The sequence below is a fragment of the Pseudomonas sp. FP818 genome (assembly GCF_030687335.1).
Lineage (GTDB): Bacteria > Pseudomonadota > Gammaproteobacteria > Pseudomonadales > Pseudomonadaceae > Aquipseudomonas > Aquipseudomonas shahriarae.
This window is the reverse complement of the sequence record NZ_CP117427.1, coordinates 5,094,487-5,113,774: the sequence shown is the minus strand read 5'-3', so window position 1 is coordinate 5,113,774 and position 19,288 is coordinate 5,094,487. Positions and strand designations below refer to the sequence as shown.

General features: G+C 63.0%; 16 protein-coding genes and 1 pseudogene. 8 read left to right on the top strand and 9 right to left on the bottom strand.

Annotated features, from left to right (window positions below; translation table 11 throughout):
• Positions 1 to 75: 75 nt before the first annotated feature.
• Genes hemL through PSH80_RS23235 form a run of 3 tightly spaced genes read right to left on the bottom strand, consistent with a single transcriptional unit; the run spans position 76 to position 2,816 of the window.
• Positions 76 to 1,359 carry a glutamate-1-semialdehyde 2,1-aminomutase gene (gene hemL, locus PSH80_RS23245; protein ID WP_120734191.1) on the bottom strand — a complete coding sequence of 428 codons (1,284 nt, stop codon included), beginning with the start codon at positions 1,357 to 1,359 and terminating at the stop codon, positions 76 to 78.
• A gap of 17 nt (positions 1,360 to 1,376) precedes the next feature.
• On the bottom strand, positions 1,377 to 2,000 hold the full coding sequence (gene thiE, locus PSH80_RS23240) for a thiamine phosphate synthase (RefSeq protein ID WP_128592775.1): 624 nt from the start codon (positions 1,998 to 2,000) through the stop codon (positions 1,377 to 1,379).
• 18 nt (positions 2,001 to 2,018) lie between these two features.
• On the bottom strand, positions 2,019 to 2,816 hold the full coding sequence (locus PSH80_RS23235; protein ID WP_120734190.1) for a hydroxymethylpyrimidine/phosphomethylpyrimidine kinase: 798 nt from the start codon (positions 2,814 to 2,816) through the stop codon (positions 2,019 to 2,021).
• A gap of 287 nt (positions 2,817 to 3,103) precedes the next feature.
• On the opposite strand from PSH80_RS23235, the gene PSH80_RS23230 reads away from it, so the two are divergent.
• The 4 genes from PSH80_RS23230 to PSH80_RS23215 all read left to right on the top strand — a co-directional run bounded on the left by PSH80_RS23230 (position 3,104) and on the right by PSH80_RS23215 (position 9,589).
• Complete coding sequence (locus tag PSH80_RS23230) at positions 3,104 to 5,473, top strand: 7TM diverse intracellular signaling domain-containing protein (protein ID WP_305418446.1); 2,370 nt, start codon at positions 3,104 to 3,106, stop codon at positions 5,471 to 5,473.
• Between the two features lie 88 nt (positions 5,474 to 5,561).
• Positions 5,562 to 7,211, top strand: a complete 1,650-nt coding sequence (locus PSH80_RS23225) for an acyl-CoA dehydrogenase family protein (protein ID WP_120734188.1) — start codon at positions 5,562 to 5,564, stop codon at positions 7,209 to 7,211.
• Positions 7,212 to 7,419: 208 nt separating this feature from the next.
• On the top strand, positions 7,420 to 8,883 hold the full coding sequence (gene amn, locus PSH80_RS23220; RefSeq protein ID WP_057960680.1) for an AMP nucleosidase: 1,464 nt from the start codon (positions 7,420 to 7,422) through the stop codon (positions 8,881 to 8,883).
• 70 nt (positions 8,884 to 8,953) lie between these two features.
• Positions 8,954 to 9,589 (top strand): pseudouridine synthase, encoded by a 636-nt coding sequence (locus PSH80_RS23215; RefSeq protein WP_057960679.1) that lies wholly within the window; start codon positions 8,954 to 8,956, stop codon positions 9,587 to 9,589.
• On the opposite strand, the gene PSH80_RS23210 is transcribed toward PSH80_RS23215, so the two are convergent.
• Both PSH80_RS23210 and PSH80_RS23205 read right to left on the bottom strand, forming a co-directional pair.
• The gene (locus PSH80_RS23210; RefSeq protein ID WP_057439039.1) at positions 9,584 to 9,793 is read right to left on the bottom strand and encodes a DUF2788 domain-containing protein; all 210 of its coding nucleotides are present in this window, start codon (positions 9,791 to 9,793) and stop codon (positions 9,584 to 9,586) included. The two genes, PSH80_RS23215 and PSH80_RS23210, sit on opposite strands and share 6 nt — an antisense overlap.
• Before the next feature lie 209 nt (positions 9,794 to 10,002).
• On the bottom strand, positions 10,003 to 10,482 hold the full coding sequence (locus tag PSH80_RS23205) for an Lrp/AsnC family transcriptional regulator (protein WP_003176264.1): 480 nt from the start codon (positions 10,480 to 10,482) through the stop codon (positions 10,003 to 10,005).
• Positions 10,483 to 10,899: 417 nt separating this feature from the next.
• On the opposite strand from PSH80_RS23205, the gene PSH80_RS23200 reads away from it, so the two are divergent.
• The gene (locus tag PSH80_RS23200; protein ID WP_057960678.1) at positions 10,900 to 11,883 is read left to right on the top strand and encodes a DUF6515 family protein; all 984 of its coding nucleotides are present in this window, start codon (positions 10,900 to 10,902) and stop codon (positions 11,881 to 11,883) included.
• Here the strand turns inward: PSH80_RS23200 and PSH80_RS23195 are convergent.
• Both PSH80_RS23195 and PSH80_RS23190 read right to left on the bottom strand, forming a co-directional pair.
• Positions 11,880 to 12,773, bottom strand: coding sequence for a cation diffusion facilitator family transporter (locus PSH80_RS23195; protein WP_057439024.1), 894 nt, complete (start codon positions 12,771 to 12,773; stop codon positions 11,880 to 11,882). The two genes, PSH80_RS23200 and PSH80_RS23195, sit on opposite strands and share 4 nt — an antisense overlap.
• Positions 12,774 to 12,788: 15 nt before the next feature.
• Positions 12,789 to 13,208 (bottom strand): hypothetical protein, encoded by a 420-nt coding sequence (locus tag PSH80_RS23190; protein WP_057439025.1) that lies wholly within the window; start codon positions 13,206 to 13,208, stop codon positions 12,789 to 12,791.
• A 160-nt stretch (positions 13,209 to 13,368) separates the two neighbouring features.
• Here PSH80_RS23190 and hrpB point away from each other — a divergent pair, with 160 nt between their 5' ends.
• A complete protein-coding gene (hrpB, locus tag PSH80_RS23185) occupies positions 13,369 to 15,876 on the top strand; it encodes an ATP-dependent helicase HrpB (protein WP_305418440.1) in 2,508 nt (835 codons plus the stop codon).
• 81 nt (positions 15,877 to 15,957) lie between these two features.
• Here the strand turns inward: hrpB and PSH80_RS23180 are convergent, their stop codons facing one another.
• Complete coding sequence (locus PSH80_RS23180; RefSeq protein ID WP_115129061.1) at positions 15,958 to 17,046, bottom strand: endonuclease/exonuclease/phosphatase family protein; 1,089 nt, start codon at positions 17,044 to 17,046, stop codon at positions 15,958 to 15,960.
• 72 nt (positions 17,047 to 17,118) lie between these two features.
• Entirely contained in the window at positions 17,119 to 17,781 is a 663-nt protein-coding gene (locus PSH80_RS23175; protein WP_057441178.1) for a YciC family protein, read from the bottom strand.
• 169 nt (positions 17,782 to 17,950) lie between these two features.
• On the opposite strand from PSH80_RS23175, the pseudogene PSH80_RS23170 reads away from it, so the two are divergent.
• Together PSH80_RS23170 and PSH80_RS23165 are read left to right on the top strand one after the other, a co-directional pair.
• Positions 17,951 to 18,671, top strand: a pseudogene (locus PSH80_RS23170) (DUF2076 domain-containing protein).
• Between the two features lie 121 nt (positions 18,672 to 18,792).
• Positions 18,793 to 19,269, top strand: coding sequence for an NYN domain-containing protein (locus PSH80_RS23165; RefSeq protein ID WP_032861784.1), 477 nt, complete (start codon positions 18,793 to 18,795; stop codon positions 19,267 to 19,269).
• Positions 19,270 to 19,288 lie beyond the last annotated feature (19 nt).

The window sequence follows — 19,288 nt, the reverse complement described above, 5'->3', positions numbered from 1 at the left end:
GAAAAAACGAGGAAATTTCTGTAAGCAAGGTAACAAATCTGACGCCGCCAGGGGCGACGTCAGGTTATGGCTGTCTTACTTCAGTGCGGCGAAGGCGCGCTCGGCAGCATCCAGGGTCAGTTTCAGCTCGGCGTCGCCATGGGCGATGGAGGTGAAGCCGGCTTCAAAGGCACTTGGTGCCAGGTACACGCCACCTTCGAGCATCAGGTGGAAGAAACGCTTGAACAGGTTGGCATCGCTGCCCATCACATCGTCAAAGGTCACGATGTCGTCGGCACCGCTGAAATACAGGCCGAACATGCCACCGGCCTGGGTCGTGACGAACGGGATACCCGCTGCATCGGCGCGTTGTTGCAGGCCGTCCAGCAAACGCGTGGTGTAGTCGCTCAGCTCGGCATGGAAGCCAGGGCGGCTGATCAGGCGCAGGGTGGTCAGGCCGGCGGCCATGGCCAGCGGGTTACCGGACAGGGTGCCGGCCTGGTAGACCGGGCCCAGCGGCGCGATGTGCTGCATGATCTCGCGCTTGCCGCCGAAGCAGCCTACCGGCATGCCGCCGCCGATGATTTTGCCGAAGGTGCTCAGGTCCGGCGTTACGCCGTAGTGAGCCTGGGCGCCGCCGAGGGCAACGCGAAAGCCGGTCATCACTTCGTCGAAGATCAATACCACACCGTGTTTATCGCACTGCTCACGCAAGCCTTCGAGGAACCCCGGGGCCGGCGGTACACAGTTCATGTTGCCCGCCACCGGCTCGACGATGATGCACGCCACCTCCTGACCGACTTCGCTGAGCATTTGCTCGACGGCGCCGATGTCGTTGAACGGCAAGGTCAGAGTGTGCTTGGCAAACGCAGCTGGCACGCCAGCCGAACTCGGAACGCCCTGGGTCAGCAGGCCGGAGCCGGCCTTGACCAGCAGGCTGTCGGAGTGGCCGTGGTAGCAGCCTTCGAACTTGATGATGCTGTCACGGCCGGTGAACCCACGGGCCAGGCGAATCGCGCTCATGGTCGCTTCGGTGCCGGAGCTGACCATGCGCACCATCTCCATCGACGGCACGATCGAGCACACCAGGTCGGCCATTTCGGTTTCCATGGCGGTGGGCGCGCCGTAGGACAGGCCGTGCTCCAACTGCTTGCGCACTGCGTCCAGCACGTCGGGGTGGCTGTGGCCGAGGATCATCGGGCCCCAGGAACCCACGTAGTCCACATAGCGCTTGTCATCTTCGTCGGTGACGTAGGCGCCTTCGGCGTGCTTGAAGAACAACGGCGTGCCGCCGACGCTCTTGAACGCACGCACGGGGGAGTTCACACCGCCGGGGATGTGTTTCTGGGCATTGGCAAACAACGTTTCGGAACGAGACATGGGCAGGCTCTCTGAATTCAGGATTTGAGGAGTTCGTTGAAGGCGCGGGCGCGGCGCGTCACGTTCTGGGGGCTGTCGGCACCGAACAGGCCGTGGACCACTGCCAGCAGGTCGGCACCGTGCTCCACCAGGGGCGCGGCGTTTTCCAGGGTGATGCCGCCGATCACGCAGATCGGCACCTGCAGGCGCGCGCGGGCCTGGGCCAGCATTTCAACGGTGGCTGCGGGTGCACCGGGTTTGGTCGTGGAGTTGAAGAAGCGGCCAAAGGCAACATAGCTGGCACCTTCGCGCGCAGCCTGTTCGGCCAGTTCGATCTGGCTGTGGCAGGTGGAGCCGATAATGGCATTGCGCCCGAGTAACGCCCGGGCCGGTGTCAGCGGGCCGTCGGTCTGCCCCAGGTGAACGCCGACGCCCAGGCGCGCGGCCAGTTCGGCATCGTCATTGATGATCAGATGGGTCTTGTAGCGCGAGCACAGTTCACGCAGAGCCTCGGCTTCGCGCAGGCGACGGGCCTCGTCGCTGCTCTTGTCGCGGTATTGCAGCAAGGTCACGCCGCCTTCCAGCGCGGCCTCGACGTAGGACAGGAACTTACCGGCCAATAGTTGGCTGTCGGTAATGGCGTACAGGCCACGTAGTTTCATCGAGCAGGCCCCTTGATATTACGAACAGAAATCCAATGGCAGGCGACGCGGCACAAATTGCCCCTGGCCCAGTTGTTCGGCGTCCCGCAGGGTGCGCCAGGTGTAATTGAGTGCCGACTCCACGGCGCTGGCCAGGCTTTGACCCTGGGCCAGGCGGCCGGCCAGGGCGCTGGCCAGAGTGCAACCGGAGCCGTGATAGCTGCCGGGCAGGCGCTGGCAGGTAAACGTGTGGCGTGTGCCGTCGCGGCTGTAGAGGCGATTGTGCACCTCATGCTCGTCGCCATGGCCGCCGGTGATCAACAGGTGCTTGATAAACGGCAGCAGTTTCTCGGCGCATTCATCCGCCGTGCCGTTGGGCAGTTCGGCGAGGATGCGCGCCTCAGGCAGGTTGGGCGTGGCAATCAGCGACAAGGGCAACAGCCGCTCGCGCATCGCATAGCCGACCTCGTCCTTGCCCAGGCTACCGCCGCCGCCGGCGCGCAGCACCGGGTCGCAGACCACCGGCAGGTGCGGGTGCTGCTGGAGCAGTTCGACCACGGTATCGACCATCACCGTGGACCCGAGCATGCCCAGCTTGACCGCCGCGACTTCGGAGTCACCGAGCACGGCGTTGGCCTGGGCCAATACCCACTCGCGGTCGAGCACGCGGAAATCGCTGACATTCACGGTGTTCTGCACGGTCAGCGCGGTCACGGCCGGGGCCGCATGACAGCCTTGGGCGAGCAGGGCTTCGATATCTGCCTGCAAGCCGGCGCCACCACTGGGATCATGGCCGGAGAGACAGAGGACAACGGGGCGAGAGCTGTAGATATTCATGGTGCGCGAGCTTACCACCAAACGCTTTTTGCGTGGCTGTCGGGCAGTGCTGGTATTTGACGCCGAAATACACTGGTAAATGGCTATAAGCCATCATCCATTTCTAGCAATTAGTGCGCTGAAAGGCCCGGGCTAGAGCCTTTCAAAAAATTATTTCAATGGTGTCTTTTGGCCTTTACCGGCTATGCTAGAGTGGATCCAAACAACTTAAATGTATCGCCGGTGTACGTCATCTCAAAAGGAATGGGGGGCTTTTGACATAACCGGACAGGTCACGCTGGGGCTCTATGCGCTATTTGCTGATGTTTCTCTTGTGCGGGCTGCCGATGTTGGCCGGCGCCGTCGAGTTCAATGAAACCACCCGAAGTCTTCCCCTGGGCCGGGTCATGCAAGTACTCGAAGATCCAAGCGGCAATCTCACCATCGCCGAGGCCCGTTCAGCGGCACTCGCCAGTCGCTACACCCCGCACGATAAAGACACCCTGAATGCCGGCTACTCGCGCTCCGCGTTCTGGCTCAAGATCGACCTGCATTACCTGCCCAAGGATCCCGACGCCCTGCGCACCTGGCTGCTGGAACTGGCCTATCCGCCCCTCGATCATCTTGAGTTGTACCTGCCCGAGGGTGACGGCGACTATCGCCTGGCCGGGCGTACCGGGGATGCATTGCCCTTTGCCAGCCGTGAGATTCGCCAGAACAATTACCTGTTCACCGTCGACTTCAGCGCGGGCGAGCAGAAAACCCTGTATCTGCGCCTGCAAAGCGAGGGTTCGATCCAGGCGCCGCTGACCCTGTGGTCGAGCACCGCGTACCTGGAAGATCAGCCGCTGCGCCTGTATGTGCTGGGCCTGATCTACGGTGTGCTGCTGGGTATGCTGGTGTACAACCTGTTTATCTACCTCAGCGTGCGAGACACCAGCTACCTCTATTACATCCTCTATATCGCCTCGTTCGGCATGTACCAGCTCTCGGTGAATGGCGCGGCCGTGGAGTATTTCTGGCCCGATAACCCCTGGTGGGCGAATGCGGCGACGCCGTTCCTGATCGGCGCCTCCGCGTTGTTCGGCAGCCTGTTTGCCCGCAGCTTCCTGCACACTGCCCTCTACAGCCGCTGGCTGGACCGGGTGCTGCTGGTGCTGGTGGGGACGGGGGCGGTGGTGATGGTGTTGTCGCTGATGACCAGCTACGCCCTGGCCCTGCGCCTGGCGACCGCGCTGGCCCTGGTTTTCACCGTGACCATCTTTGTCGCCGGGATCAAGGCCTGGTGCTGTGGCCAGCGTGTGGCGCGGTATTTCATCATCGCCTGGTCGGCGTTCCTGATCGGCGGGGTGATCAACACGCTGATGGTGCTGGGCTACCTGCCCAATGTGTTTCTCACCATGTACTCCAGCCAGATCGGCTCGGCCATTGAAGTCGCCCTGTTGTCCCTGGCCCTGGCCGACCGGATCAACGCGATGCGCGAACAGCAGGCGCAAATCCTGTTTGATGCCAGCCAGAAACTGGAAGTGCTCAACCAGCAACTGGCCCACAGCAACCAGTTGAAAGACGAATTCCTCGCGACCCTGACCCATGAACTGCGCACCCCGATGAACGGGGTGATTGGGTCGTTGGAACTGATGCAGACCGAGCCTCTGGCCGGCGACCTGGCGCAGTACCAGCAAACCGCCGCCGGCTCTGCGCGGGACATGATGCGCATGGTCAATGGCATCCTCACCCTCACCGAGTTGCAAGCCGGTCGCCTCACTGTGCAACCGCAGGTATTCAGCCTGCGCGGGGTACTCGATACCTTGCGTCAGCAGTTCCTGGGCAATGCCCAGAGCAAGGGGTTGGCGTTCTCCATCGACGTGGCGAGTGAGTTGCCGGATCGCCTGGACGGCGATGCAGGCAAACTGATGCAGTGCCTGGAATGCCTGCTGGATAACGCCTTCAAGTTCACCCACGACGGTGCGGTGCGCGTGCGCGTAGTGGGCCTGCCCCAGGCGGATGGCCATTTGCATCTGACGTTTATCGTTAGCGACTCCGGGATTGGCTTTGCGCAACTGGATGAGGCGACCCTGTATCAGCGCTTCTTCCAGGTGGACGGCTCGACCACCCGCGAATATGGCGGCCTGGGCATTGGCCTGGCGATCTGCCGGCAGTTGATCGAGTTGCTCGGCGGGCGCCTGACCCATCATTCCGAACCGCGTAAGGGCAGCCGATTCCAGCTGGAGGTGGCCGTTATCGCGGTGCCGCCGGAGCCGGCCCGGGCCGTGGACCTGCACCGCGCGCCACAAGACTGCACGGTATTGCTGGTGGAGGACAACTGCGTCACCCAGTTGGTCTTGCGTGGCATGTTGCTCAAGCTCGGTTACCGGGTGAAAGTCGCGGACAGTGGCCCCACGGCCCTGGCGATGCTGCAGGAGGGGGCGTTTGATGCGGTGTTGCTGGATGTGCCCGAAGATGGCTTCTCCCTGTGCTGCCAGATCCGGGCCTTGCCAGGGTGCGGCGAGCTGCCGGTGATCGCCCTGAGCGACGCCCTGCAAGGCAGCGCCCGCCAGCATTGTCACGGCGTCGGCCCGACCGAGCAGTTGCTCAAGCCGGTGCGTTTCGAGCTGTTGCAAGCCGTGTTGCAGCGCCGCCTGCTGTGCCCGCTAGAGGGTGAAAGCGCCGGCAGTTAGGCGCTTATGCCACTTTTTTAAGCGCAGTGACGATGCTTAACTGAATTCAAGGCCTCAATCAACGCGGCCTTTTATCAGGAGGCCCGTCATGAATCTGCACCAGTTCGCCGAAACCCACGACGTTACCAACCAGCCACCGTCACTCGATGGCGCCAATTTGTATCGCCTCGACCTGCCCTTGCAGGAGTGGTCGCTGCGCTTTGGGGCAGGCTGGGCCGAGGCCCGCATCGACGCCTATGGCGCCTTGGCGGGTGGGCCGCTGATGGCGGCGGGGTTCCTGGCGAATCAGAACAAGCCGGTGTTCAACAGCCATGATCGCTATGGTCACCGCATTGATCTGGTGGAATTTCATCCGGCCTATCACGAACTGATGCGCACCGCCGTCGAGCATGGCCTGCCGTCGCTGCCCTGGGCCCATCCCCAGGCGGGCGCCCATGTCGCCCGCGCGGCCATGACCTACCTGCATAGCCAGGCCGAAGCCGGCACGGGGTGCCCGCTGACCATGACCTTCGCCTGCGTGCCGGCCCTGCGCCTGCAGCCGGATCTGGCTGACACCTGGCTGCCGAAAATCCTCAACACTGAATACGACCCGCGCAATGTCGGCATCGCCCATAAAGCCGGCGCAACCATCGGCATGGCCATGACCGAGAAACAGGGCGGCACCGATGTCCGGGCCAATACCACCCGCGCCTACCCCGTGGGCGCCGGCGGCCCAGGTCAACCCTATGAGCTGGTGGGCCATAAGTGGTTCTGTTCGGCGCCGATGTGCGACGCCTTCCTGACCCTGGCCCAGACTGACAAGGGGTTGACCTGTTTCCTACTGCCCCGGCAGCGTCCGGATGACACGCGCAACCAGTTCTATATCCAGCGCCTGAAAAACAAACTCGGCAACTGCTCCAACGCCTCCAGCGAAGTCGAATTCCGCGGCGCCCTGGCGTGGATGGTCGGCGAAGAAGGCCGTGGCGTACCGACCATTATCGAGATGGTGGCCATGACCCGTTTCGACTGCATGGTTGGCTCCAGTTCCTTGATGCGCCAGGCGCTGACCCAGGCCAGCCATCATTGCGCCCATCGTTTGGTCGGTGGCCGCGTGCTCAGTGAACAGCCGTTGATGCAGAACGTGCTGGCGGACCTGGCCCTGGAAAGTGAAGCGGCCCTGGCCTTGAGCCTGCGTATGGGCCGGGCGCTGGACCATCTGGCCGATGAGCAGGAAGCCAAGTTCGCGCGGCTGGTGACGGCGGTGGGCAAGTATTGGATCTGCAAGCGTGCGCCGGCGATGATCAACGAAGCCGCCGAATGCATGGGCGGCGCCGGCTATGTCGAGGACAGCATCCTGCCGCGCCTGTACCGTGAGGCGCCGGTCAATTCGACGTGGGAAGGTTCCGGCAACGTGCAATGCCTGGACGTGCTGCGGGCCTTGTCGAAAGAGCCCGGTGTGCTGGAGACATTGTTTGTCGAACTGGGCGATGGGCATGGCGATAAACGCCTGGCCCGACATATCGAGCAATTGAAGTCGGCGTTTATGGACACCCAGGATATCCAGTACCGGGCGCGGCAGTTGACCGAGGATATTGCCGTGGCCCTGCAGGCCAAATTGCTGCTGGAGGCGGGCAATGCCAGTGTCAGCGATGGGTTTATAGCCAGCCGCTTGGGCGAGTCGTCGGGGCGGGTATATGGCACCTTGCCACGAGGCGTGGATGTGCAGGCCATCGTCACCCGCTCAACTCCGTCTCTCTGAATAAAACCGGTAAAAAATCTGGGAGCTGGCTTGCCTGCGATGGCAGCGGGTCAGCCACCTCTATATTGGCTGACCCGCTGCCATCGCAGGCAAGCCAGCTCCTACAGCGGTTGCATTGATCTTCAGTGGGCATTCCAATTCAGAGTTTGCGTCTGGCAGCGATGCAGGCAAGATGACCTCCTGCATGTAAGAAAACAGGAAGCCTACCGTGACCGAAGCTTTTGTTGTCGTTCAAACCGCCGAAGAGGCCGTGGACCGGCTGGCGGCTCTGCATGAGCGTGCTACCGGCGCGCTCAACCAGGCCCTCAAGCAATACCTCAAGGATCGCGTCGAGCCCGACGCCGCACAGCGTGCTCTGTTTCGCTATCCGGAACTGCGCCTGACCTACCACTGCCACGGCGAAGTCCCACAGACCACCCGCGCGTATGCCAAGGTGCAGTTGCCGGGCACTTACAGCGTCACCGTCACCCATCCGTCAGCGTTTCGCAAATACCTGCTGGAACAACTGGTGCCGCTGATGCACGACTTCACCGTGACGGTGGAAGTGGGCGTCAGCCAGCAGAACATCCCTTATCCGTACGTGGTCGAGCAGGGCGATGAACTGGCCGGCTCCGGTGTAACGGCCGCGACCCTGGCACGGGTGTTCCCCAGCACCGACCTGTCTGCCGCCACCGATGGCATCGCCGATGGCCTGTATGACTGGGAAAACACCGACCCACTGCCCCTGGCACTGTTCGATGCGGCCCGCGTGGACTTTTCCCTGCGTCGCCTGGTGCACTACACCGGCAGCGACTGGCGCCATGTGCAGCCATGGATTCTGCTGACCAACTACCACCGCTATGTCGACCAGTTCATCGTCCATGGCTTGGAACAGTTGCGCAGCGACCCACGCTTTATCCGCATGGTGTTGCCGGGCAATGTGATCATCGAAAAAGGCATGGACCATGGTGAAGCGTCTGCCATCGCCGCAGGCGTGGTCTGGCACCGTTATCAGATGCCGGCCTACCACTTGCAGGCCAGTGACGGCCACGGCGTGACCCTGGTCAACATCGGTGTCGGCCCGTCCAACGCCAAGAACATCACCGACCACCTGGCGGTGTTGCGTCCCCATTGCTGGCTGATGATTGGCCACTGTGGTGGCCTGCGCCAATCCCAGACCATCGGTGACTATGTGCTGGCCCACGCTTATATGCGGCGCGACGGCATTCTCGACCGCGTGGTGCCGCCGAACATTCCGATCCCGGCCCTGGCCGAAGTGCAGATGGCATTGCAACAAGCGGCGGCTAACGTCACGGGCGAGAAGGGCGAGCAACTGAAAAAGCGCCTGCGCACCGGTACCGTGTTGACCTACGACGATCGCAACTGGGAACTGCGCTGGGCCCAGGAGCGGCCGCTGATCAACCTGTCCCGCGCCGTGGCCGTGGATATGGAGAGCGGCACCATCGCCGCGCAAGGCTACCGTTTGCGGGTGCCTTACGGCACATTGCTGTGCGTGTCGGATAAGCCGTTGCACAGTGAAATCAAGTTGCCAGGTTCGGCCAACGCGTTCTATGAACGGGCTGTGAGCCAGCACTTGAAGATCGGTATCGAGGCAGTGGACTTGTTGCGCACCGAGCTCAACTCGTTGCACTCGCGCAAGCTGCGCAGCTTTGACGAGCCGCCGTTCCGCTAAATAGCGGGGTGGTTATTTAACGGTCAGGCCACTAGCATGGTCGGTCCTGACCGTTAGATGTTCCATTGCCATGTCCCGTCCTGCCCGCCCTGACTCGCGCCGCCCTGGCGTGAAACCTCCCCATGCCGCTGCTCGCCGTGTCGCCAAGGCGCCGCCGGCCGAGCCGAAGCTGATCCTGTTCAATAAACCTTTTGATGTGCTGACCCAGTTCAGTGACGAAGGCGGTCGCGCCACGCTCAAGGATTTTATTGACATCCCGGGCATCTACCCGGCTGGGCGCCTGGACCGGGACAGTGAAGGCCTGCTGCTGCTGACCAACGATGGCCAGTTACAGGCGCGGATTGCCGACCCCAAGCACAAACTGGCGAAAACCTATTGGGTGCAGGTAGAGGGCGAGCCCACCGAGGAGCATCTGCAACGTCTGCGCGCCGGTGTGGAGTTGAACGATGGCATGACCTTGCCGGCTGAAGCCCGGCGACTGGACGAGCCGGTACTCTGGCCCCGCAACCCGCCGGTACGTTTTCGTAAAAACATCCCGACCTATTGGCTGGAGCTGGTGATTCGCGAGGGGCGCAACCGTCAGGTACGGCGCATGACCGCCGCCGTAGGCTTGCCGACCTTGCGTCTGGTGCGGGTGAAAATCGGCGACTGGTCGATTGAAGGCCTGGGCCAAGGCCAGTACCGCGAAGTGCCGGCGCGCTTATAAAGCCCCGGACTCAATCAGGCCGATCACCACGCTCTTGATGATAAACGCGGCCACGCCCAGGCCCAGCACGAAGAACAGAATCAGCGAGCCAAAGCGCCCGGCCTTGGATTTCTTCGCCAGGTCCCAGACGATAAAGCCCATGAAAATGATCAGGATGGTGACCAGGCCGGTCATCATCCACTCTTCAAACAGCACGGGGTCAATCGAATTCATTGGGCAGTTTCCGACAAAGGCAGGCGCGGAGTATAAGGCAAGGGGGCAGGTTCAAAGTTGACCTGCGTCGGTGCGTCGCACCCTGATGTCATTGCCTGAACATGGGCAAAAAGTGGCAGCTGGCTTGCCTGCGATAGCGGTGTGCCTGCAAGACCGCTATCGCGGGCAAGCCCGCTCCCACATGGGATGGGGGTGGCGTCTTAGGTACGCAGGTGAGTCAACGGCAACTCCGTGCTGTTGAGCACCTGGTTCAGCACAAAGCTGGAGCGCACGCTGGTCACGCCCTCAATCCGGGTCAGGTGCCCCAGCAGCAGTTTTTGATAGTGGTCCATATCCGGCACCACCACCTTCAGCTGATAGTCGGCATCCATCCCGGTGACCAGGCTGCATTCCAACACTTGCGGCAAGGTGCGGATCGCCGCTTCAAAGTTCTCGAAACGTTCGGGCGTGTGTCGGTCCATGCCGATCAACACGTAGGCCGTGAGGCTCAGGCCCAGCATCTTGCGGTCGAGCAGGGCGACCTGGCGTGAGATGTAGCCGTCGTCCTCCAATTGCTTGACCCGGCGTGAGCAGGGTGACGGTGACAGGCCGATCCGCTCGGCCAGCTCCTGGTTGGAGATCCTCGCGTCGCGCTGTAATTCCGCCAAAATACTCAGGTCGTATCGGTCAAGTTTGCTCATGGGGCTGGCCTTTGTCGTAACTATTGCTGCGAATTATCTATCCAGGGTTAAAAATTGCGCAAGCACTGTTTATTGACGCAATCTTCGCAATCATCTGTCGGGCCCTCACGCCTATGATTACCAACAGAATCACTGCCCGGACATAGAGTCCACAGCAGCCCGCCCAATCAGGCCGGCTGCGGCCCGCCAACCCCACCGGGTTGTGCCGGCCCCCGGGCTGCACACTGTCCACAAGACGGCGTGAGGTGAGCCAACGTCATAAGCGTTGAGCCAGGACGAAGTTCTCAAGGGGCGACCGACGGGTCGCCCCTTTTCTTTTGCCGGCGAAAATTGTGCTGGTGACTGATAACCTGTCGCAGAACCGGGCCCGGCTTTTCCAGTCTCATGCACAGGCCCTAATCCGCAGTGAGGAATAGCATGAAGCGCATCTGGCGTTTGGCAGGTGTAGGTGTGTTGATGGTCACCTTGGGCACGCAGGTGATGGCCGACGAACGAGACAACGCACCCCGCCAGGGGCAAGGCCCGCAGGGCGGTGGTGGACCGCATGAGCGGGGGCCGGAACACAGCCAGCCGCGCCCGCAAAACCAACCGGTAGAGCGCGCCGGCCAGAACGGCCAGTGGCAGGCTCGCCCTCAAGGTAATGAAGCGCCGCGCCCGGCACCGCAGGCGGGGAGCAATCTGCCGATCCAGGGCCGGCCCGATTCCGTGGGCCAGACCCAGGAGCCGCGCCAGGGCAACTACCGTGACATTCCCCGGCGCAATGATGGCAACCCGCATTGGCAAACCGGTGGCCCTGGCTCGCGGCCTGGCTACAACGGCCACCCCAATGATAACCGCTGGCCAGGCCGCCCCGACGGCCATGGCAACGGCTGGGGCCCCGGCCCGCAGTATCGGCCCGGCTACACGGTGGACCGCTTCCCCGACCGCAATTACCGTGTGCCCTATCGCGGCCAGGATTACTTTTTCTCGGGCGGCTATTGGTACCGGCCCCAGGGCCCGCGCTACGTCGTAGTCACGCCACCCTATGGGATCCGCGTGCATTACCTGCCGGACTATGCGCGGGAAGTGTGGGTCGGCAGTGCGCTGTTTTTCCTCGCCGCTGGCGCCTATTACAGCTACGAGACCAGCACCCAGCAGTACGTGGTGGTGCAACCGCCGGTGGCCATGCCGCCGCAGCCGACGCCCCAGGGCAACGGGTATGACGTGGTGGCCTATCCCGCCAATGGCCAATCTCCCGCCCAGGTGCAGCAGGACGGTTACGATTGCTATCGCTGGGCGGTGCAGCAAAGCGGCTTCGACCCCCAGACCGTCACCTACGCGCCTGCGCCGGCGGTGGTGCAAACCTACCGCCAGGCCCAGGGCAACTGCCTGAGCAGTCGCGGGTACCAGGTGACCTACTAGGCCTTGCTGCCCGTGACCACTTCCTGCGGGTCGGCGTGCACCAGCACCTCGGCCCGTGGGTAGGCCTGATGGATGGCATCGGCGGCCTGGTCGCTGATGCCATGGGCTACCGACAAGCTCAACTCCCCCGGCAACTCCAGATGCAACTGCACAAACCAGTGGTTGCCGGAAATCCGCGTGCGCAAATCATGGGCACCCAGTACGCCGGGCACGCTACAGGCCAGTTCCAGCATGTGCTGGCTGACGTCTGCCGGCAGTTCTTCGTCCATCAGCACGGCAAAGCTTTCCCGGGCGATCTGGATCGCGCTCCACAAGATGTACAGGGCGATCGCCAGGCCAAACCAGGCATCGACCTGATGCCAGCCGAAGGCCGCCAGCACCAGCGCCAATAGAATGCTGCCATTGAGCAGCAAGTCGGAACGGTAGTGCAGCGAGTCGGCGCGCACCGCGTTCGAGCCGGTTTCGCGGATCACCCGGTGTTGCACGGCCAGCAGCGCCACGGTCAGCACCAGCGACATCACAATCACTGCAATACTCAGCCAGGGCGCGCCCACGGGTTCCGGGTGCTGCAGGCGTTGGTACGCCTGGAAGGCGATCAATACCGCGCTGCCGGCGATAAACAGCGCCTGGGCCATGCCCGCCAGGGATTCCGCCTTGCCATGTCCGTAGCGGTGATCATCATCCGCCGGGCGCAGCGCGTAGTGCACCGCCAGCAGGTTGAGCAGTGACGTCACGCCGTCGAGCAGCGAATCGGTCAGCCCGGCCAACATGCTCACCGAACCACTGAACCACCAGGCGATGGCTTTGCCGATAATCAGAATACTGGCCACGCCGACCGAGGCGCGGGTGGCCAGGCGCAATAGCCGGGCGTGTTCGGTGCTGGTGTTCATGGGGCAATCAGGTCCTTACGCAGCAGGTTGCAGGCCGAGGGACGCGAGTTGTTGCACGCTGCCCTTGAACTGGATCAGGCGCGGGTCGTCCAGCGGCAGGTTGCGGCCGGTTTCGTGCTCGATGATGGTTTGCAGCTTGGTGTTATCCACCTTGCCGTCGGCGCCGATGGCTTCTTGCAGTTTTTCGGGGGCCACTTGTGCGGTTTTGCCGGGCTCGAAGTAAATTGCGCCGGTGGCGAAGTCCACGCCAAAGGCGATCAGGCCGGGGATCACATAAAACAGCAGGCCGACCGCGTCGAGCACGGCAATTGCCGGGTCGATCTTGCCGTCGATCTGGCCACGGCGATCAGGATAGAAAATCGAACCGCAGGCCGTCAGCTGGCTCAACAGGGTGACGGCCAGAACACCGCCGATGACACGGGAAGCAATACGCATGAGACTCTCCTGAACACTTGTAGGGTGTGACTATAAAGCAGATCTACCAGGTGCCACCCCTCTAATGTGGGAGCCCTTCCAAAGGGACATGGCCGCGCCTGAGAGAGCACCGATATCCAGCCGTTCGCCGTTATACTCGCCGCTCTGCTTTGGAGCCAGTATGAATTCGTTGCCAATCGATGATGTTTTACCCGCCTTGCGTGAAGCCTTGGCGACGCGCCATGAAGCCGTGCTCGAAGCACCGCCCGGCGCCGGTAAGACCACGCGGGTGCCGTTGGCGCTGTTGCACGAAACCTGGCTGGCCGGGCAAACCATCCTGATGCTTGAGCCCCGCCGGCTCGCCGCCCGCGCCGCAGCCGAACGCCTGGCCAGTGAGCTGGGGGAAAAGGTCGGGGAAACCGTCGGCTACCGGATCCGCCTGGACAGCAAGGTCGGCCCCAACACCCGTATTGAAGTGGTCACCGAAGGCATCCTCACCCGGCGCCTGCAGGATGACCCGGCACTGGATGGCGTGGGTCTGCTGATCTTCGACGAATTCCACGAGCGTAGCCTCGACGCCGACCTGGCGCTGGCCCTGAGCCTCAATGGCCGCGAGCTGTTTCGCGATGAACAACCGCTGAAAATCCTGCTGATGTCCGCCACCCTTGAAGGTGAACGCCTGTCGGGGCTGCTCGACGACGCGCCGATCCTGCGCAGTGAAGGGCGCATGTACCCGGTGCAGATGCGCTGGGGGCGGCCGTTCCAGCCAGGGGAATTTATCGAGCCGCGGTTGGTGCAGACCATTCTTGAAGCCCTGCACGACGAAACCGGCAGCGTGCTGGTGTTCCTGCCGGGGCAGGCGGAGATTCGCCGGGTCCATCAACAGTTGGCGGATGCCCTCGGTGAGCGCGGCGATGTGCTGCTGTGCCCGCTGCATGGCGAGCTTGACCTGGCAGCGCAGCGAGCGGCCATCGACCCGGCGCCGGCGGGCAAGCGCAAGGTGGTACTGGCCACTAACATCGCCGAGACCAGCCTGACCATCAATGGCGTGCGGGTGGTGATCGACGCCGGGCTGGCGCGGGTTCCGCGTTTCGACCCCGGCAGCGGCATGAGCCGTCTCGACACCCAGCGCATCTCCCGCGCCAGCGCCACCCAGCGTGCCGGCCGGGCCGGGCGGCTGGAGCCGGGCGTGTGCTATCGGTTGTGGTCCGAGGACCAGCATGAAGGGCTGGCGGCCTATGGCAGCGCGGAAATTCTCTCGGCAGACCTGGCCGGCCTGGCCCTGCAACTGGCGCGCTGGGGCGTGACGCCAGCACAATTGGTGTGGCTCGATGTGCCACCCACTGCCGCTTATGCCCAGGCCCAGGACTTGCTCGAACGCCTGGGGGCGCTCAAGGACGCGACCTTGACCCCCCACGGACAGAAAATGGCCAGCCTGCCGGCGCACCCGCGTATCGCCCATTTGTTGTTGCGCGGCCAGGACCTGGGGCTGGCGAACATGGCGTGTGATGTCGCCGCGCTGCTGGGCGAGCGCGACATCTTGCGCGGTGCCGGTGCGGATGTGCACAGTCGCCTGGCCTTGTTGTCCGGCGAGGAACGCGCCCGTGGCACTCAAGGCGGCGTACAGCGGGCCCGGCAATTGGCCCGGCAATATCGCGGCTATCTAAGAGGCAAGGCCGAACAGCCGGTGGCTGATCCCGATCACCCGCGCTGGCTGGGGGCGCTGCTGGCGCTGGCCTACCCGGACCGGGTGGCCCAACAACGCCGTGCGGGCGGTGCCGAATATCGTCTGGCCAATGGGCGCGCCGCGCTGTTTGCCGAAGCCGACAGCCTGATGAAGCAGCCGTGGCTGGTCATCGCCGACCTGGGCAGCCGCCAGGGCCAGCGTGAAGAGCGGATTTACCTGGCTGCAGACTTCGACCCGACGCTGTTCGACTCGGTATTGGCCGAACAGGTGCGCTGTTTCGACCAGCTGGATTGGGACGAACGCGAAGGCGTGTTGCGTGCCGAACGCCAGCGCAAGGTCGGTGAACTGGTACTCAGCCGCGAGCCGCTGACCGGCCTGGACGAGTCCGCCCGCAGCCAGGCGCTGGTCAACCTGCTGCGGCGCAAAGGCCTGGAACTGCTGCCCTGGACCCCGGAGCTGCGCCAGTGGCAGGCCCGTGTCATGCTGCTGCGCCAACTGGACTCCGGCAAGCCCGGCGAATGGCCCGACGTCAGCGACAGCGCGTTGCTCGCCAGCCTGGAACATTGGCTGATGCCGTACCTGGGCAAGGTCTCGCGCTTGAGCCATTTCGCCAACCTGGATCTTTCCAGCTTCCTGCATAACCTGCTGCCCTGGCCGCTGCCCCAGCGCCTGGATGAACTGGCGCCCCATCATTTGAAGGTGCCTTCGGGCTCATCGGTGCGCCTGGACTATAGCGAGCATCCGCCGATTCTCGCGGTGCGCCTGCAGGAACTGTTTGGCCTGGCCGATACCCCGCGCATCGCCGGTGGACGGCAGGTGGTGAAGTTGCACTTGTTATCGCCAGCGCGGCGTCCGGTGCAGGTGACCCAGGATCTGGCGAACTTCTGGCGCAGTACTTACGCCGAGGTGAAGAAGGATCTGAAGGGGCGGTATCCCAAGCATTACTGGCCCGATGACCCGTTGGTGGCAGAAGCGACCGCGCGGATCAAGCCGCGCAAGTAATCATGCTTAATATCTGAATGTGGGAGCTGGCTTGCCAGCTCCTACACCAACCCTATTCCACATCGGGTTGTGTCCTGTGGGCTATTGCGCGGCGGGCAGCAGGAACCGTGCAATCACCGGCAAATGATTGGAAATACGCAATGTATCGTCCTGCCGCACCCGCGCTTCAACCTTCTTCAGCCTCGGGCTATAGAACAGATAATCCACCGTACGGTCCGGCCCATCGAGGCCCGGGTCATTGGGGAAGTGGGTCAGCCACTGGGCGCGGTCGATCCCGCTGGATTGACTGTTGCTGGGGACCATCGGGTATTTATCCCACAACAGATGCAGCTCACTGTCCGGCGAATACTGCCCGCGTCTGTCGGCGTCCAGGCGCAGGAACTGCCCCAGGGGCAACAGATTGAAATCCCCGCCAATCAGCCACGGCGTGCCCCGGCTTTCGAATTTATCCAGCAGCTTGATGGTCGCCTCGACCTGCTCGCGCACCGCGCTGTGGCCGGGTGCGGCGTTGTCCAGGCGGGTGTTGAGCACCGCCAGTTGGCCGCCGTCGCTCAACGGCAGGTAACTGAGCAGCAGCGCGGGCTTGGGTTGGAACTGACGGCTGATCAGGTTGGCCGGGGCCACCGGCAGTTGCAGGCGTTCGGCATGTTCGATCTGGTAGCGGCTGAGGGTCACCAGCTTGCGGCCGACACTGCCGAAGATATGCCGGTCGGGCACAAAGTCGGCTTTCCAGTCGAAGGCCTCGACGCTGCACGGGTAGAGGTCCACCAGCCGCTCCTGAAGCAGCGCCAGTTGGTCCTGGTAGTGGGATGGCTTGGCGCCTTCGTCCAGTTCCTGCAGCAACAGCACGTCCGGTTGTTCGTCACGGATCACCCGCGCCACTTCGTCCAGGCTGGAGGCCATGTCTTCAGGGGTGGGGCGCTCGTCCGGGCCACTGCCGTCGGGGGTGTCGTACCAGAACACATAGTTCTTGCCCGCCAGGTATTGCACGTTCCAGGTCATCACCTTGAGTGCCTGGCCGGGCAGCAGCGTCGGCGCACGCGGGGCCACGCAGCTGACGGGTAGGGTCTGTTTGTCGGCGGGGCGCCAGGTCAGGCTGTAGATCAGGGCCGTCAGCAAGCCTGCGAGGATCAGCAGGCCTACCAGGGTTTTACGCAGTAAACGGGTCATCGGCTCGCCTTATGGCGCTGCGGGACAGGCCCCGAGCATACCCGACCGGTGGCCGGGAGCCCAGGGAGCACGTTAGCGAGCGTCGGCATCACCGGCGATCAGCATGAACAGGCGGAACAGCACTACGCTGGTAAACAGCTGCAAGAAGCTATGGGCACTGTCGATCAGCACCGCCAGCAGCGGGTTCTGCGGGTCGGGCCAGGCTGCGACGCTGGCACCCTTGAGCAGCCACAGTGGGGTCATCACGCACAACAGGCAGACCAGGATGCGCAGAAAATGCCCACGGGTCAGACGGAAACTTTCCTTCATCGCCGCCAGCGCGGGCATCCCGCGCAGCACCAGCAAGTACTCGGCGAAGGCCAGGGTGACCATCAGCCACAGCCCCGGCAGGAAATACAACGACAGCCCCAGCAGGATCAGCAGGGTGCTCATGGCCGTCAGCAACGCGTAGCGTGGCCACAAGGTCAGCGCCATGGCCAGCACGGCGGCGGTGCGCGGCGACTCGCCACGGCTGCGGGCGTCGAGAAACAGGATCAGGGCGGCGGTGTACAGCGGATACACCAGCAAACCCACGATCATGCTGTAGCCGGTAAACGCCTCCGGGCCCAGGGTGCGATCGAGCACTTGTTGCAGCACGGCCTCGAGGATCACCAAGGGCAGGCACAACTGCACGATGGCGCCCAGGTTGCGCTGGAAAAAGTAGAAAGAGTCGCGCAGAACGGTCAACGGATTCATCAAAGTCATCACAGGCGGAAAAAGCAGCGGACACTTTAACCGATCACCGACAAACGTAAACCTTGGGTAAAGATCATTGAAACGCCGCAGGCCAGCCCCATTACTGGTGGCGTACCTTGCCCATTGCGGGCGGGACGCAGATTTTTACCGGCAATCTAACGAGGTCGCCATGAACAGCGAAGAGCAAACCCTGATCGACGGACTGTTTTCACGGTTGCAGCAAGCCGAAACGGACTCAGCCCCCCGCGACGCCCAGGCAGAAGCGCGGATCAAGGAGCACATCACTCGCCAACCGGCCGCCGGGTATTTCATGACCCAGGCGATTCTGGTGCAGGAAGCCGCGATCAAAAGCCTGGATGCGCAGAACAAGCAGCAGGCGCAACAGATCCAGCAATTGCAGGATGAACTGCAACGGGCCAAGACAACGCAGCCGGCCACCAGCGGTGGTGGGTTCCTGTCGAGCATCTTTGGCGGCAGCTCCCGCGAGCCGCAGCCTGCGCCGAGCGCGCCGGCCTCTGGCGCGGGTGGTTGGCGCGAGCCGACTCGGCCCGGCTTCAGCGCGCCGACGCCGCAACAGAGCTTTGGCACCCCACAACAGAACTATCAGCAACCCCAGCAGGCGGCGCCCGCAGGTGGTGGTTTTCTTGGTGGCGCCCTGAAAACCGCCGCCGGGGTGGCCGGGGGTGTGATGCTGGCCCAAGGTATCAGCAGCCTGTTCAGCCACAACCAGCAGCCGCAGGTGGTGGAAGAGATCGTTCGCGAAGAGCCGGCGTGCCAGTGACAACGGCGGCTGGGGCAATGACGAGCAGCGTTTCGCTGACAATGACAGCGCCGACAGCGGTTATGCCGACGATTCTTCCTTCTTTGGCGACGACGACTCCTTCGTCTGACACCCACTGAACCGGGGCGCGCTGTCGCCCCGGTCTGATTTTTCTCGGAAACCTCCTCTTGGCTGGCATACTGGCGACCCTTTGCGGGCCATCACGTCCGCCAGTGCGATGAGGATATACGGTGAAAAAAATTGCAGTGTTCGCCGATGTGCAGAACCTCTATTACACCGTGCGCCAGGCCTATGGTTGCCACTTCAACTACGCCGCCCTGTGGGCCGATATCAGCCAGCGCGGGCAGATCGTCGAGGCGTACGCCTATGCCATCGACCGTGGCGACAGCAAGCAGCAGCAATTTCAGCAGATCCTGCGCAACCTGGGCTTTACCGTGAAGCTCAAGCCGTACATCCAGCGCAGCGATGGCTCGGCCAAGGGCGACTGGGACGTGGGCATCACCATCGACATCATGGACGCCGCCGCCCATGTCGACGAAGTGGTGCTGGCCTCGGGTGATGGCGATTTCGATATGTTGCTCGACCGCATCATCCATAAACATGGCGTCGAAGCCGTGGCCTACGGCGTGCCGGGGCTGACGGCCAATTCGTTGATCCGCGCGGCCAGTCGCTACGTGCCTATCGAAGGCGCGTTGTTGCTCAAATAGATTTTCAGATGGGGTTGGA